A 13,155-nucleotide genomic window follows, 5' to 3' on the forward strand; every position below is an offset into this window, starting at 1 on the left:
GCGAAGTCATGCTCAAGATCACCATCGCGCAAATCAATCCCACCATTGGCGACCTCGAAGGCAACCTGGCGCTGCACCTGGACGCGGCGCGCCGCGCCCGGCACGACGGGGCGGACCTGGTCGTCTTTCCGGAGCTGTCGCTGACCGGCTACTACCCGGCCGACCTGCTCGACGACGAAGACTTCCGCGAGCGTCTCGACCGCGCGATGGCGGCGCTGCTGGCGGCCACGCGCGAGGTGAGCTCGCTGCACTGGGTTGTCGGCGCGCCGACCCGCAACCCGGGCGCCGGCAAGGCCTTCCGCAATTCGCTGCTGGTGATCCGCGACGGCGAGCTGCTGCTGGACTATCACAAGCAGCTGCTTCCCACCTACAACGTCTTCGACGAGCGCCGGCACTTCGAACCCGGGCCGGACGTCGCCCGCGTGCTGCGCATCGGCGGCGCGCAGGTGGGCTTCATGATCTGCGAGGACGGCTGGAACGACGACGGCAAGGACTACACCGTCAATCCGTTCCAGCGCCTGGCGGATTCGGTGCCCGACCTGATCGTGTCGATCAACGCCAGCCCCAGCCACGTCGGCAAGCGCGAGCTCCGCCACGAGGTCTTCCGCGCCGCCTGCTGGCGGCATCGGCTGCCGCTGGTTTTCGTCAACCAGATCGGCGGGCACGACCAGCTGGTCTACGACGGCGCGTCCTTCGCGATCGAGCCCGAGCCGGGCGTCGTCTTCGAGGCCCGGCGTTTCGAGGAGCAGGTCGTGACCCTGGGCTTCGAGGTCGACCGCGGCCACTTCGCGTCGCTCGACGGCGGCGCGCTGCCGCCAGCGGCCACCGGGCTGGACACGATGGCCTTCTATCGCCGGCAGATCGTGCTGGGGCTGCGGGACTACGCGCGGCGCTGCGGCTTCGAGCGCGTCGTCGTCGGCGCGTCCGGTGGCATCGACTCGGCGCTGACGCTGGCGCTGGCCGTCGAGGCGCTGGGCGCGGACCGGGTCATGGCCATCACCATGCCGTCGCGCTTCTCGTCGAGCGGCAGCGTCGACGATTCGAAGGCGCTGTGCGATCGGCTCGGCATCGCGCTCGAGGTCTGCCCGATCGAAGACATCGTCGGCCAGGTCGGCGAGACCCTGGCCGCCAGCACGCTGGCACTGCGACCGTCCGGCCTGGCGCTCGAGAACCTGCAGGCGCGGGTGCGCGGCACGCTCTTGATGACCGTGTCCAACGCGCGCGGCCACCTGCTGCTGACCACCGGCAACAAGAGCGAGATCGCCGTCGGCTACTGCACGCTCTACGGCGACACCAACGGCGGCCTCGGCCTGATCGGCGATCTCTACAAGACGGAGGTCTTCGCGCTGAGCCGGCATCTCAACGAGGTGGCCGGCCGGGAGCTCATTCCCGCCGCCATCCTCGACAAGCCGCCGAGCGCCGAGCTGGCGCCCGACCAGCGCGACACCGACAGCCTGCCGCCCTACGAGTTGCTGGACGAGGTGCTGAAGCTGCTGATCGAAGGCGAGCGGCTGGCCGCCGACGAACGCGCCGCGGCCGAGGCGGCCGTCGCCGCGCTGCGCGGAAGCGACGAAGGTCAGGCGCTGCTCGCGCGGATCAAGGGCATGATCGCGCGCAACGAGTACAAGCGCCGCCAGGCGCCGCCGATCGTGCGGCTGCGCGCCCGGGCCTTCGGCAGCGGCCGGCAGTTGCCGATCGCGGCGCGGCACTATTGAACCGAAGCGCCGATGACCGCATCGGCGCGCGTCGAATCCGAGGGAAAGGACAAGGCATGACCCGCAAGACCGTCGCCGTGGTGGTGGGCCGTTGGCAGCTGGTGCACCAGGGGCAGGAGGCGCTGTTCCAGGCGGCCTTCGGCCTGGCGGACGAGGTGATCGCGGTGCTGGGCTCCTCGCACAGGGCGCGTGATCCGCGCAATCCCTTCGTGCACGAGGAGCGCCGCCAGATGCTGCTGGCCAACCTCAGCGAGGCGCAGCGGCAACGGCTGCACGTGCTGCCGGTGCGCGACTACTTCGACGACCGGCGCTGGAACGCCGCCGTGACCCTGGGCGTGCGGGCACTGGCGGGCGAGGAGGCCGACATCGTGCTGGTGGGCCATCGCAAGGACCACACCAGCTACTACCTGAACAACTTCCCGCGCTGGCGGCAGCAGCTGGTGGACCGCCTGGCCGACGTCGACGCCACGGCGATGCGGCAGGTGTTCTTCGAGGCCGAGGATCCGGACGCGGCGCTGACCGTCATGACGCCTTACGTCAGCGCGCCGGTGCGCGCATGGCTGCAGGCCTGGAGCCGCCTGCCCGAATACGCGCGGCGCAAGGCCGAGCATGCGGCCGTGGCGAGCTATCGGAAGAAGTACACCGCGGTCGCGTACATGACCGGCGACGCGGTGGTGACCGTCGGCGACCATGTGCTGCTGGTGCGGCGCAAGGGCCCCTTCGGCGAGGACCTCTGGGCCGTGCCCGGCGGCCACCTCGACCGCGACGAGAAGCTGGTGGCCTGCGCGATCCGCGAGCTGATCGAGGAGACGCGCTTTCCCTTGCTGCCGGCCTCCATCCTCGCGGCGCTGCACGGGGTCGCCACCTTCGAGGACCCGCTGCGCAGCGCGCGCGGCCGGCTGATCACGATGGCCCACCACTTCAAGTTCCCGGCCATGGGCACGCTGCCGGAGGTCGTCGGCTGCGACGACGTGAAGGAGGCGCGCTGGTTCCATCGCGATGAGTTGGCGGCGATGGAGTCGCGCTTGTTCGAGGACCACTTCGTGATCCTCGATCACTTCCTCGGGCTGATCGAGGACTGATCGGGACCGATCGGGGCGCGGGTCAGAACGGCAGGCCGATGTAGTTCTCGGCCAGCACGCGGCGGGCCGCCTCCGACCCGAGGACGTAGTCCAGCTCCGCCTCCTGCAGCTTGGCCTGGAAGGCCGGTTCCTGGTCGAAGTTGTGCATCAGGCTGGTCAGCCACCAGGAGAAGCGCTCGGCTTTCCACACGCGGGCCAGGCAGCGGGCGGAGTAGTGGTCCAGTCCGGCATCGCTGTGCTCGCGGTAGTGCTCGATCAGGGCCTGCGACAGGTAGCGGACGTCGGAGGCCGCGAGGTTCAGTCCCTTCGCGCCGGTCGGCGGCACGATGTGGGCCGCGTCACCGGCCAGGAACAGGCGGCCGAAGCGCATCGGCTCGGCGACGAAGCTGCGCAGCGGCGCGATGCTCTTCTCCAGCGACGGACCGGTGACCAGCGCGGCCGCCGCCTCGGGATCCAGCCGCAGACGCAGCTCGTCCCAGAAGCGGGCATCGGTCCAGTCCTCCACGCGCTCGCCCAGCGGCACCTGCAGGTAATAGCGGCTGCGGGTCGGCGAGCGCATGCTGCACAGGCTGAAGCCGCGCGCATGGCGGCTGTAGATCAGTTCGTCGGCCACCGGCGGCGTGTCGCTGAGCAGGCCCAGCCAGCCGAAGGGATAGACCTTCTCGTAGAGGCGGATCGCGTCCGGCGGGACGCTCGCGCGGCACACGCCGTGGAAGCCGTCGCAACCGGCGATGAAATCGGCATGGATCTCGACCGCCTCTCCGCGCACCATGCATCGCCCGCGGGGCGTCGCGGTGTGGAAGCCGTCGATGCGGACCTCGGCCGCCTCGTACAGCGTGGGCAGCCCGGCGGCGTCGCGCGCGGCCATGAGGTCGCGGGTGACCTCGGTCTGGCCATAGACCAGCACCCCATGCCCGCCGGTGAGCTGGCGCAGGTCGATGCGGTGCCGCACGCCGCCGACCGCCAGCTCGAAGCCGTCGTGGACCAGCCCCTCGGCATGCATGCGGGCGCCGACGCCGGCTTCGTCCATCAGGTCGGCGGTGCCTTGCTCCAGCACGCCGGCCCGGATGCGCGAGAGCACGTGGTCGGCGGTCTGGCGCTCGACGATCAGCGTGTCGATGCCGGCGCGGTGCAGCAACTGGCCCAGCAGCAGGCCCGAGGGTCCGGCGCCGACGATCAGCACCTGGGTTCGCAAGGTCTTCATGGCAATCCGGCCTTCTGGCGAGGCGCGTGGTGTTGTCTCCGATGGGCGCAGCCTACGGCGCGGACGATCCGCGGTGAATGGACGGCGCCGACGCGCGCTTGCACAATCCGAACCTATGCCCGAATCGCGCCCGAAGTCCTCTTCCCGATCACGCGCCGGCGCGACGCCGGTGTATTCCCTCTACGGCGAGGAAGGACAAGCGCCCGCCCTGGACGGGCTGCACCTCGAATCGATCGCCGAGCGCAGCCGCTTGCACAATTGGGAAATCCAGCCGCATCGGCATGGCGCGCTGGTGCAGCTGCTGCTGATCGAGCGCGGCCGGGTCGTGGTCCGCATGGACGAGGACGAGCGCGAACTGCGTGCGCCCGCGCTGGTGTGGGTGCCGGCGCTGGCGGTGCACGGCTTCCGCTTCGCACCGGAGACGGAAGGGCTGGTCGTGACGCTGGACCAGGGCCGGCTGCGGGACTTGCTCGATCACCTGCCGGACTTGCTGGAGAGCCTCGCCGAGCCGCGGTTGGTGCCGCTGGAACGCGGCGCGACGGTGACGCGCGCGCTGTTCGCGGTCGGCCATGGGCTGAGGGAAGACTACGCCGGCGCGGTGGCCTGGCGCGGTCCGGCCCTGGACCACGCGGTGGCGCTGCTGGCGACGCAGGCGGCGCGTTTCGGCGCCGCGGAGCCGGCGACCCATGCGGCCGGCGAGGGCCGCGCCTTGCAGCACCTGGCCCGCTATCGCGAGCAGGTCGAGCGCCACTACCGGCGCCAGCCGCCGGTGGCCGAGCTGGCGGCGCCGCTGGGCATCACGCCGACGCAGCTGAACCGGCTGTGCCGCCGCCATCTGCACTGCTCGGCGCTCGCCGTCCTGCACCAGCGCGTGCTGCTGGAGGCCAAGCGCGAGCTGGGCTACACCAACCTGATGGTCCGTCAGATCGCCGACGGCCTGGGCTTCGCCGACCCGGCCTACTTCACGCGCTTCTTCCTGAAGCACACCGGGCGCGCGCCGACCGAATGGCGCGAGCACGGCGGCGGACGCTGACGGCCGCGGCCGCTGATGATGGCCGCGTGCCGTCGCCGAGGATCACAGGCCCAGGTCGCTCAGGCCGGGATGGTCGTCGGGGCGGCGGCCCTGCGGCCAGAAGAACTTGCGGTCCGCGGCCTGGATCGGCTGATCGTTGATGCTGGCGTGGCGGTGGGTCATCAGCCCTTGCGCGTCGAATTCCCAGTTCTCGTTGCCGTGGCTGCGGAACCAGTTGCCGGCGTCGTCACGCCATTCGTAGGCGAATCGAACGGCGATGCGGTGGCCCTCGAAGGCCCACAGTTCCTTGATCAGGCGGTAGTCCAGTTCACGCGTCCACTTGCGCTCCAGGAAGGCCTGGGCCTGCGCACGGCCGCGCGGGAACTCGGCGCGATTGCGCCACTGCGTGTCCGGGCTGTAGGCGAGCACGATGCGCGCCGGGTCGCGGCTGTTCCAGGCGTCCTCGGCCAGACGGACCTTCTGGATCGCGGTGTCGCGGGTGAACGGGGGCAGGGGCGGGCGGGAGTCCATGTCGTTGGCCTTTCATTGGGAGACATCAGGTAGACAGGTCTGTCTACGTCGGCATTCTGTCGGAGGTAGACAGGTCTGTCTACAATAGCCGCATGAACGACATCGATGGCAGCGTGGACATCGGCGAGCTGCCCGCCCGCGATCGCATCCTGCGCACCGCCCACGGCCTGTTCTATGGCGAGGGCATCCGCGCGACCGGCATTGACCGCGTGATCGCCGCGTCCGGCGTCACCAAGGTCACCTTCTATCGGCACTTCCCCAGCAAGAACGACCTGATCGTGGCCTACCTCGACATGCGGCACGCGCGCTGGATGGCGTGGTTCAGCGAGGCGCTCGCTCGCCACGGCGACAGGCACCCGGGTGCGCTCGCGCTGGTGCCGGCGATGGGTGAATGGTTCCGTGACGAGGCCCTGGGCGACTACCGCGGCTGCGCCTTCCTCAACGGGGTGGGCGAGATGGGACCCGCGCTGCCCGAGGTGGTCGAGATCACGCGGCGCCACAAGCAGGACATGACGGACGCGATCGTCGGGCGCTTGCCCGCTTCGCGGCAACGCCGGAAGCTGGCGGCCGCGCTCGCCCTGGCCGTCGATGGCGCGATCGTGCAGGCGCAGTTCGCGGACGATCCCGCGCCGGCGCTGAAGGGCCTGCAGCTGATCGTCGAGTCGCTGACCGGCGATACCGCCTGACGAGCGGGGAGACGCGCGTCCGACGCCACCGTTGTGGGGGCTGCCTCATTCCGCAGCACCGCAATCATTTCCTTGCCGTGACAAGCACTTGCGACATCCGTGCGCGGGCAGCCAACAGAGTTGTCCACAGCAGCCGTGGACAGACTGACCCGCCGGTGCACAACCGGTGGGCACTGTGAGCAACTCCAGGACGGGAACGTGGCTTGCTCAAGGTTCCCGGCCCGGCCGTCAAGACCTGACGCTCGTCAATCGCCCCGCTCGCCGGCCTGCCTGTTTTTAAGGCGAAGCAAGAATTTCCCTGACATGACAAGAGCTTGCGTCGCTCCTGCAGCGGCAGCCAACAGGCTTGTCCACAGCGCGCGGGGATAGCCGCAGCACCGTCGCAGGTCGTTCCGTATGGCTCATTCGGATCACTGCCTCATTTCGCGGCAGTGCAATGAATTCCGTGATGAATCAACGGCTTGCACCATCCCTGCCCGTTGAGCCAACAGACTTGTCCACAGAAGTCGTGGACAGTGCCGTCGGCGGCGAGGCGGGGAGGCTCAGCCTGGCCTCCAGGCCCCCACCCGGGCGGTTGCGGAGGGAGAGGTGTCCCCCCATCGCGGTGGCGAGTTGCTGGGCGATGGCCAGCCCGAGCCCGGTGCCGCCGGTCTCGCGATTGCGGGAGGTTTCCAGCCGGTGGAAGGGTTTGAAGACTTCGCCCAGTTGGTCCTCCGGGATGCCGGGCCCCCGGTCCAGCACGGCGATGGTCAAGCGCGGGGCCGGGCCTTGCGCGTCATCGCGCCGGACCTGGATCTCCGCCGCGCCGCCGAAGGCCAGGGCGTTGTCGATCAGGTTGACCAGGATGCGCTTGAGCGCCTGCGGCGGCGCCACGATGGGCGCGCCCGCCGCGCCGTCGAGCGTCACGGATTCGCCGGCGTCTTCGTAGTCACCGACGATGCTCGCCAGCAGCGCGTCGGTGTCCAGGCGCGCGGTCGGCTCGGAAGTCCCGTGCAGCGTCCGCGCGTAGGTCACGCCTTCACGGACCAGCGCGTGCATCGCGTCGAGGTCCTGCCGGAACTTGTCGCGCAGCGCCTCGTCGGCCATCAGGTCCGCGCGCAGCCGCATCCGCGTGATCGGCGTCTGCAGGTCGTGCGAGATCGCCGCCAGGATCTCCACCCGCTCGGCGGTGTAGCCGGCGATGCGCTGCTGCATCGCGTTGAAGGCGCGCGCGGCATGGGCCACCTCGGCCGGGCCGTCCTCGGCGATCAGGCGCGGCGTGAGGTCCGGGCCGAGATCGTCGGCCGCGGTCGCCAGCGCGTTCAGCGGCCGCGTCACCAGCCGCACCGCCATCCAGGTGCAGAAGGTCAGCACCACCAGCTGCGCCACCAGCACCCAGGTGACCCACTCGGGGATGGGCATGTCGACGCGGCGCGCATGCACGGTGACGGCGGTGCCGTCGCCCAGGCGGACCAGCAACTGATAGCGCCGCGCGCCGACCTGCGCGACGCGCTCGATGCGGAAGGGCCGCAACGCCTGCGTCAACGCGTCGACGAACGCGCCGCTGAATTCGGTGTGATCGACCGGTCCCGCCTGCGCATCAATCTCGTCGGCGAGCGCGAAGCGGAAGTTGGGCCGCTCCAGGCGGTTCAGCCACGCGGCGCGCTCGGCGGGCGGCAGGCGGTCGAGGACGGCGACGCCGGTGGCGATGTCGCGCTCGATGCCCGACATCATCAGCGAGCGCAGCGCCATCGAGCGCTCCTGCCGGATCGCGACGTAGGCCAGCGCCTGTGCGATCGCGATGCCCAGCACCATCATCCAGAACACGCGCGCGAAGAGCGTGCGGGGCCCGAAGCGGCGCGGTCGCGGCGGCGGGTTCGCGCTGGCGCCGCCCGGAGCGCGGAGGGCGCTCATGTCCGGTCGGCGGCCAGCGCGCGCTGCACGAAGTCCAGCCGGTCCTGGCCCCAGAACAGCTCGCCATCGATGACGTAGCTGGGGGCACCGAACAGGCTGGCATCGATCGCGCGCTGCGTGTTGGCGTCGTAGCGCGCGCCGATGTCGTCGGCGGCGGAGCGGGCCAGGCGCTCGGCGGGCAGGGCTTGCTCGCCCAGGATGGCGGTCAGCGTGGCGGCGTCGGCGATGTCGCGTTGCTGCTCCCAGACCGCACGCAGCAACGCGCCGGTCAGGCGCAGCGCCGCCTCCGCGCCGTCGGCCTCGTCGACCGCGATGATCAGCCGCGCCGCCGTATGCGGCACGACGGGAAAGAAGGTCGGCTCCACATGCATCGGCATGCCCAGATGGCGCGAGAAGCGCCGCAGCTCCAGCAGACGATAGGCCTGGCGCTGGGCGGGGCGCTGCGACAGCGGCAGGCCGCCGGAGACCGAGAACAGCTTGAGCAGGTCGATCGGGATCGGGCGCACCGTGGCGCCCGCCTCGCGCGCGATGGCGACGAAGCGCTCGTGGCCGAGGTAGGTCCAGGGGCTGTGGGGAGCGAGGAAGTAGTCGATGACGCGGCTCACGGGGATCTCCGATGCGGTGACGCTGGGGATGAGGTCGAAGGGCGGCGGCGGCGCCGCAGGCAGGTTTATAGGCGCGCGGCTCCGGTTTGTGGCGGGCTTTGTATGGGCGTGTATCCGCGTCCCGCACCGGAGACACAACATTGCCCCGGCCGACGCCACGCGGGCTGCGGGCCGCTACATTCCGGCTCATCCGTCCCCAGCGTTCCGCCTTCCACGCCTATGCAGACGACCGCGCCCACCCAGGACCATGTCCTGATCGTCGACGACGACCGCGAGATCCGCGAGTTGCTCACCACCTACCTGACCCGCAACGGCCTGCGCGCCACCGCGGTGCCGACCGGCCGGCACATGCGCATCGCGATGGAGACCGGCGGCCCCTTCGACCTGGTGATCCTGGACCTGATGCTGCCGGGCGAGGATGGCCTGTCGCTGTGCCGCGACCTGCGCGCCGGCCGGCACAAGGCGACGCCGGTCATCATGCTGACCGCGCGGGGCGACGAGGCCGACCGCATCCTTGGCCTGGAGATGGGCGCGGACGATTACCTGGCCAAGCCCTTCGCGGCGCGCGAGCTGCTGGCGAGGATCAAGTCGGTGCTGCGGCGCGCGCGCATGCTGCCGCCCAACATGCGCTCGTCGGACGAGTCGCCGCGACTGGCCTTCGGCGATTGGGTGCTGGACACGATCGAGCGTCACCTGGTCGATGCCCAGGGCACGGTGGTGCCGCTCAGCGGCGCGGAGTACCGGCTGCTGCGCGTGTTCCTGGACCATCCGCAGCGGGTGCTGAGCCGCGACCAGCTGCTCGGCCTCACGCAGGGGCGCGAGGCCGAGCTCTTCGAGCGCTCGATCGACCTGCTCGTCAGCCGCATCCGCCAGCGGCTGCGCGACGACGCGCGCGAGCCCAAATACATCAAGACGGTCCGCAGCGAGGGCTACGTGCTGTCGATGGCCGTCGAGGGCCGCGATTAGGCCGGCTGCTTCAGCAGCGCCTGGATCTGCGCTTCGGTCTGCTGGTAGGCGCCCTCGCCGAAGTGGGTGTAGACGACCTTGCCCTGCTTGTCGACGAGGTACAGCGCCGGCCAGTAGCGGTTGCTGTAGTTCTTCCACGTCTTGAAGTCGTTGTCCTGCGCCACCGGATGGGTGATGCCCAGCCGCGTGATGGCCTCCTTCAAGCCCGCCAGCGACTTCTCTTCCTCGTACTCGGGCGAATGCACGCCGACGACGACCAGCCCCTGGTCCTTGTACTTCTCATGCCAGGCCTTCACGTAGGGCAGGGCGTTCAGGCAGTTGATGCAGGTGTAGGTCCAGAAGTCGACCAGCACCACCTTGCCGCGCAGCTCCTCCATCTTCAGCGGCGGGCTGTTGACCCAGCTGTTGATGCCGGCGAAGGCGGGCGCCGGCTTGCCGGTCATGCCGCCGCCGCCCAGCAGCGAAGCGGCCGCCGCGTCGGTGGACATCGTCGGCAGCGAGAGCGCCACGGTGGCCGCGGCGGCGGCACCGGCCAGCGCCAGCGGGAGCAGGGAACGTCGGGAGATCGATCGCATGGGGAATCCTTTCCAGGCCAGCAGCGGGAGGCTGCGATGGAGCGGATTCTTCGAGCGCGGGCCGATGGGCGATACGGCTTTCGTATGCCCGTGTATCCGGCCTGGGAAGGAAAGACGATCCGATGCGCGAGGACACATCACCGCACTGGCGACAGCGACACATCGCCCCGCTTGAGCAATCGTGCGATCAGCGCAGCAGGTGCAGTGCCACGTCCGTGAGCTCGCGCTTGAAGCGGCCCGGGTCGTCCGGCAGCGGGGAGACCGCGCGCAGCACATGCGCATACGCCACCGTCTTGCTGATGCCTTGCATCAGCACCGAGAACAGCAGCGCCGGATCGCAGCGGCGCAGCTCGCCGGCATCCATCGCGTCGCTGAACAGCGGCAGGCAGACGGCGTGGAAAGGCCGCACCATCACGTCGACCAGCACGTTGAGCCGCTCGCCTTCCTCGGTCGCCGCCGTCGAGAAGAAGATGCCGATGTCCGGGTGCTCGAAGACGCGGTCGATGAACGCCAGCAGGCAGTGCTCGACCCGCTGCCGCGGTCCCAGCGACGCGTCGGCGCGCAGCGCCGCCGTCGTCTCCAGCATCGGCTCGAGGAGCTCCCTGATCTGCTCCACCACCGCGAGCCACAGCGCTTCCTTCGATCCGAAATGATGGGCGATCAGCGCCGGATCGACCTCGGCCTGGCGCGCGATCTCACGGACGCTGGTGGCTTCATATCCCCGCAGCGCGAAGGTGCGCCGCGCGACGCGCAGCAGTTCATCGGCGCCGCGGGCGCAATCCGCGCTCGGCCGTCCGCGACGCCGCGGCGCCCCGACGGTCCTTGGGGTCTTGTTCATGCGCTGGCTGCCTTTGTTATATTCATCACCCGTTGAATTATTTCAGGCTTCGACGTCGATTGTCGGCGGACGTGAAAGGCGGTGCGGCATGCACAGCAATCTGGCAAACGATCCAACGCGCGAGGGTTGGCTGCGCACGGTGTCTTGGCTCGGGAACGGCGGCGTGCCCGATACGCCTCACCCCCCAACCTCCAAGTCCCGCTCCAACCGCAACCACGACAGCACCAGCCTCTCCTTGCGGCCTCCCCCCACCATCCACGTCCTCGACCGACCCACGCCGCGCACCGCCGCCATCTCGTGGTCCGACGCAGGCGCCTGCCATTACGGCTATCAAATCTGGGACATGGTGCCGTCCAAACGCGATGGCATCTGCGTGCTCAGCGGCGCCAGCATTCGCGCGGGGGACCTCATCTACACACCGAGGGTCGATGAGCCGTCACCCATCAACGCAGGGGAAATGATCGCGGCGGCGTTTGTGGACGCTTGATCGGGGCGTACAGCGCGAGGAGCTCGGTACTTGGCCGGGGCCGCCGGCGAAGCCGAAGCTCAGGGCGCCAACTCGCGACGCTCACCTTCGGCTCGCTCTGCTCAAACAGACGGCGCCCCAGTCAGTTGACGAAGCTTCGGCTTCGCCGGCGGCCCCGGCCAAGCACCCGACGGACTGCGGTGGTCAGAGCAGGACGAAGAGGGACCAGACGACGATCGGGGCAATCACCGTCACGGCAGCGCCGTAGAGCAGCAACATGCGGAAGAAGCGGTCGCGGTCCATGCCCTTGGCATTGGCCAGCACCAGCGCACCGTTCGTCGAGAAGGGGCTCACGTCGACGATCGTCGAGGACACCGCCATCGCAGCGATGAAACCAATCGCCATGCCGGCGTTGTCTCCCGTCAGGAACGGCACACCGAGCGGAATCAATGAGCCCAGCACCGCCGTCGACGACGCGAAGGCCGACACCACCGCGCCCACGAAACACAGCAGCAGCGCAGCCATCAGCGGCGACGTCAGGTTCGCGACACTGTGACCGACGTAGTCGATCGTCCCCATCTTCTCCATCACGCCCACATACGTGCTCACGCCGACGATCAACATGATCTCCGGCCACGACACCTGGCCCAGCGCACTCTTCTGCAGCCGCGGCTGCATCAGGCTCAGCACCAGGCCAATCGTGATCGACACGAAACCGATGTCCAGCTTGTAGCCCAGCGTCAGCACCGCCAGCAGCACCAGGCCCAGCGCCGTGATGACCTGATGCACGCTCGTGGCCTGGAAAGTCTGCGTCTGCACCTGGCCCAGCATCGACGAACGACTCGCCGCGACACGCCGCCCTTCACCATACGACTCGGCCTCCGCACCGCCGAAGACCTGCGGCCCACCCTGCGGGCGCGCCACCGGAGGAATCGGCGCCAGCTCGCCGTCCTCCTCGACACGGCCCCGTCGCATCAGCTTCAAACCGCCCAGCGCCACGAACAGCCCCAGCGCGACCGCGAAGTTCACGCCGAAGCTGGCCAGCATGGTGGTGACCTCGCTGAGCGGCAGCCCCGCCTTCGCGACGATCTTGTTGGTGATGCCGCCGTAGATGCTCATTGGCGAGAACCCACCCGCCTGCGCGCCGTGGATCACCATCAGGCCCATCATCAGCGGATGGATGCCGTGGCGGGCCGCGAAGCCCAGCGCGATGGGCGCGATGATCGCCACCGCCGCCGGGCTGACCGCACCGACCGAGGTCAGCAGCGCCGCCACCAGGAACATGATCCACGGGATGGCGGCGATGCGGCCCCGCACCGCGCGCACGGCCAGTCGCACCAACCAGTCGATCGTGCCGTTGTTCTGCGCGAGGGCGAAGAGGTAGGTGATGCCGGCGAGCGTCAGGAAGAGCTCGGCCGGGAAGCCGGCCATGATCGCTTTCGCGCTCATGCCGGCCACCAGCGTGCCCACCAGAAATGCGCCGACGAAGGCGAGCACGCCCATGTTGATGGGCAGGGCGGTGGCCACCACGAACATGGCCCCGAGCGGAAGGATCGACATCCAGTGTGTGGTCATCGCTGTC

The 13,155-nt window shown here is 69.6% G+C and carries 13 protein-coding genes; 6 read left to right on the plus strand and 7 right to left on the minus strand.

What is annotated here, in order from left to right:
- Positions 1-8 precede the first annotated feature (8 nt).
- Together FHT38_RS02015 and FHT38_RS02020 are read left to right on the plus strand one after the other, a co-directional pair.
- Positions 9-1,715 (plus strand): NAD+ synthase, encoded by a 1,707-nt coding sequence (locus tag FHT38_RS02015; protein ID WP_183489403.1) that lies wholly within the window; start codon positions 9-11, stop codon positions 1,713-1,715.
- Positions 1,716-1,771: 56 nt separating this feature from the next.
- Positions 1,772-2,797: an NUDIX domain-containing protein gene (locus FHT38_RS02020; protein ID WP_183489406.1), complete on the plus strand. Its 1,026-nt coding sequence runs from the start codon at positions 1,772-1,774 to the stop codon at positions 2,795-2,797.
- Positions 2,798-2,819: 22 nt separating this feature from the next.
- On the opposite strand, the gene pobA is transcribed toward FHT38_RS02020, so the two are convergent.
- Positions 2,820-3,992 (minus strand): 4-hydroxybenzoate 3-monooxygenase, encoded by a 1,173-nt coding sequence (gene pobA, locus FHT38_RS02025; RefSeq protein ID WP_183492362.1) that lies wholly within the window; start codon positions 3,990-3,992, stop codon positions 2,820-2,822.
- Between the two features lie 124 nt (positions 3,993-4,116).
- Between pobA and FHT38_RS02030 the strand changes: the two genes are divergently transcribed.
- The gene (locus tag FHT38_RS02030; RefSeq protein WP_183489409.1) at positions 4,117-5,034 is read left to right on the plus strand and encodes a helix-turn-helix domain-containing protein; all 918 of its coding nucleotides are present in this window, start codon (positions 4,117-4,119) and stop codon (positions 5,032-5,034) included.
- Between the two features lie 42 nt (positions 5,035-5,076).
- Here FHT38_RS02030 and FHT38_RS02035 read toward each other — a convergent pair whose 3' ends face one another.
- Positions 5,077-5,544 carry a nuclear transport factor 2 family protein gene (locus FHT38_RS02035; protein WP_183489412.1) on the minus strand — a complete coding sequence of 156 codons (468 nt, stop codon included), beginning with the start codon at positions 5,542-5,544 and terminating at the stop codon, positions 5,077-5,079.
- 92 nt (positions 5,545-5,636) lie between these two features.
- On the opposite strand from FHT38_RS02035, the gene FHT38_RS02040 reads away from it, so the two are divergent.
- Positions 5,637-6,230, plus strand: coding sequence for a TetR/AcrR family transcriptional regulator (locus FHT38_RS02040; RefSeq protein WP_183489415.1), 594 nt, complete (start codon positions 5,637-5,639; stop codon positions 6,228-6,230).
- A gap of 453 nt (positions 6,231-6,683) precedes the next feature.
- Here FHT38_RS02040 and FHT38_RS02045 read toward each other — a convergent pair whose 3' ends face one another.
- Both FHT38_RS02045 and FHT38_RS02050 read right to left on the minus strand, forming a co-directional pair.
- Positions 6,684-8,123 carry an ATP-binding protein gene (locus tag FHT38_RS02045; protein WP_183489418.1) on the minus strand — a complete coding sequence of 480 codons (1,440 nt, stop codon included), beginning with the start codon at positions 8,121-8,123 and terminating at the stop codon, positions 6,684-6,686.
- Positions 8,120-8,728: a 2-hydroxychromene-2-carboxylate isomerase gene (locus tag FHT38_RS02050; RefSeq protein WP_183484984.1), complete on the minus strand. Its 609-nt coding sequence runs from the start codon at positions 8,726-8,728 to the stop codon at positions 8,120-8,122. The genes FHT38_RS02045 and FHT38_RS02050 overlap by 4 nt, the downstream gene beginning before the upstream one ends.
- 219 nt (positions 8,729-8,947) lie before the next feature.
- Here FHT38_RS02050 and FHT38_RS02055 point away from each other — a divergent pair, with 219 nt between their 5' ends.
- Positions 8,948-9,694, plus strand: a complete 747-nt coding sequence (locus tag FHT38_RS02055) for a response regulator (protein WP_091721057.1) — start codon at positions 8,948-8,950, stop codon at positions 9,692-9,694.
- On the opposite strand, the gene FHT38_RS02060 is transcribed toward FHT38_RS02055, so the two are convergent.
- Positions 9,691-10,269, minus strand: a complete 579-nt coding sequence (locus tag FHT38_RS02060) for a thioredoxin family protein (RefSeq protein ID WP_147241368.1) — start codon at positions 10,267-10,269, stop codon at positions 9,691-9,693. The genes FHT38_RS02055 and FHT38_RS02060 overlap by 4 nt on opposite strands.
- Positions 10,270-10,456: 187 nt before the next feature.
- Entirely contained in the window at positions 10,457-11,107 is a 651-nt protein-coding gene (locus FHT38_RS02065; RefSeq protein WP_147241369.1) for a TetR/AcrR family transcriptional regulator, read from the minus strand.
- 88 nt (positions 11,108-11,195) lie between these two features.
- Between FHT38_RS02065 and FHT38_RS02070 the strand changes: the two genes are divergently transcribed.
- Positions 11,196-11,594 (plus strand): DUF3331 domain-containing protein, encoded by a 399-nt coding sequence (locus FHT38_RS02070; RefSeq protein ID WP_183489421.1) that lies wholly within the window; start codon positions 11,196-11,198, stop codon positions 11,592-11,594.
- 183 nt (positions 11,595-11,777) lie between these two features.
- On the opposite strand, the gene FHT38_RS02075 is transcribed toward FHT38_RS02070, so the two are convergent.
- Complete coding sequence (locus FHT38_RS02075; protein ID WP_183484996.1) at positions 11,778-13,148, minus strand: SLC13 family permease; 1,371 nt, start codon at positions 13,146-13,148, stop codon at positions 11,778-11,780.
- Positions 13,149-13,155: the final 7 nt, after the last annotated feature.

The organism is Mitsuaria sp. BK041 (assembly GCF_014193085.1).
In the GTDB taxonomy this organism is placed as follows: Bacteria; Pseudomonadota; Gammaproteobacteria; order Burkholderiales; family Burkholderiaceae_C; genus Roseateles.

Bases quoted from the DNA above. Each gene is read 5' to 3' on its own strand.
- FHT38_RS02015 (WP_183489403.1), top strand. From the start codon at position 9: ATGCTCAAGATCACCATCGCGCAAATCAATCCCACCATTGGCGACCTC.
- FHT38_RS02020 (WP_183489406.1), top strand. From the start codon at position 1,772: ATGACCCGCAAGACCGTCGCCGTGGTGGTGGGCCGTTGGCAGCTGGTG.
- FHT38_RS02030 (WP_183489409.1), top strand. From the start codon at position 4,117: ATGCCCGAATCGCGCCCGAAGTCCTCTTCCCGATCACGCGCCGGCGCG.
- FHT38_RS02035 (WP_183489412.1), bottom strand. From the start codon at position 5,544: ATGGACTCCCGCCCGCCCCTGCCCCCGTTCACCCGCGACACCGCGATC.
- FHT38_RS02040 (WP_183489415.1), top strand. From the start codon at position 5,637: ATGAACGACATCGATGGCAGCGTGGACATCGGCGAGCTGCCCGCCCGC.
- FHT38_RS02045 (WP_183489418.1), bottom strand. From the start codon at position 8,123: ATGAGCGCCCTCCGCGCTCCGGGCGGCGCCAGCGCGAACCCGCCGCCG.
- FHT38_RS02055 (WP_091721057.1), top strand. From the start codon at position 8,948: ATGCAGACGACCGCGCCCACCCAGGACCATGTCCTGATCGTCGACGAC.
- FHT38_RS02060 (WP_147241368.1), bottom strand. From the start codon at position 10,269: ATGCGATCGATCTCCCGACGTTCCCTGCTCCCGCTGGCGCTGGCCGGT.
- FHT38_RS02065 (WP_147241369.1), bottom strand. From the start codon at position 11,107: ATGAACAAGACCCCAAGGACCGTCGGGGCGCCGCGGCGTCGCGGACGG.
- FHT38_RS02070 (WP_183489421.1), top strand. From the start codon at position 11,196: ATGCACAGCAATCTGGCAAACGATCCAACGCGCGAGGGTTGGCTGCGC.
- FHT38_RS02075 (WP_183484996.1), bottom strand. From the start codon at position 13,148: ATGACCACACACTGGATGTCGATCCTTCCGCTCGGGGCCATGTTCGTG.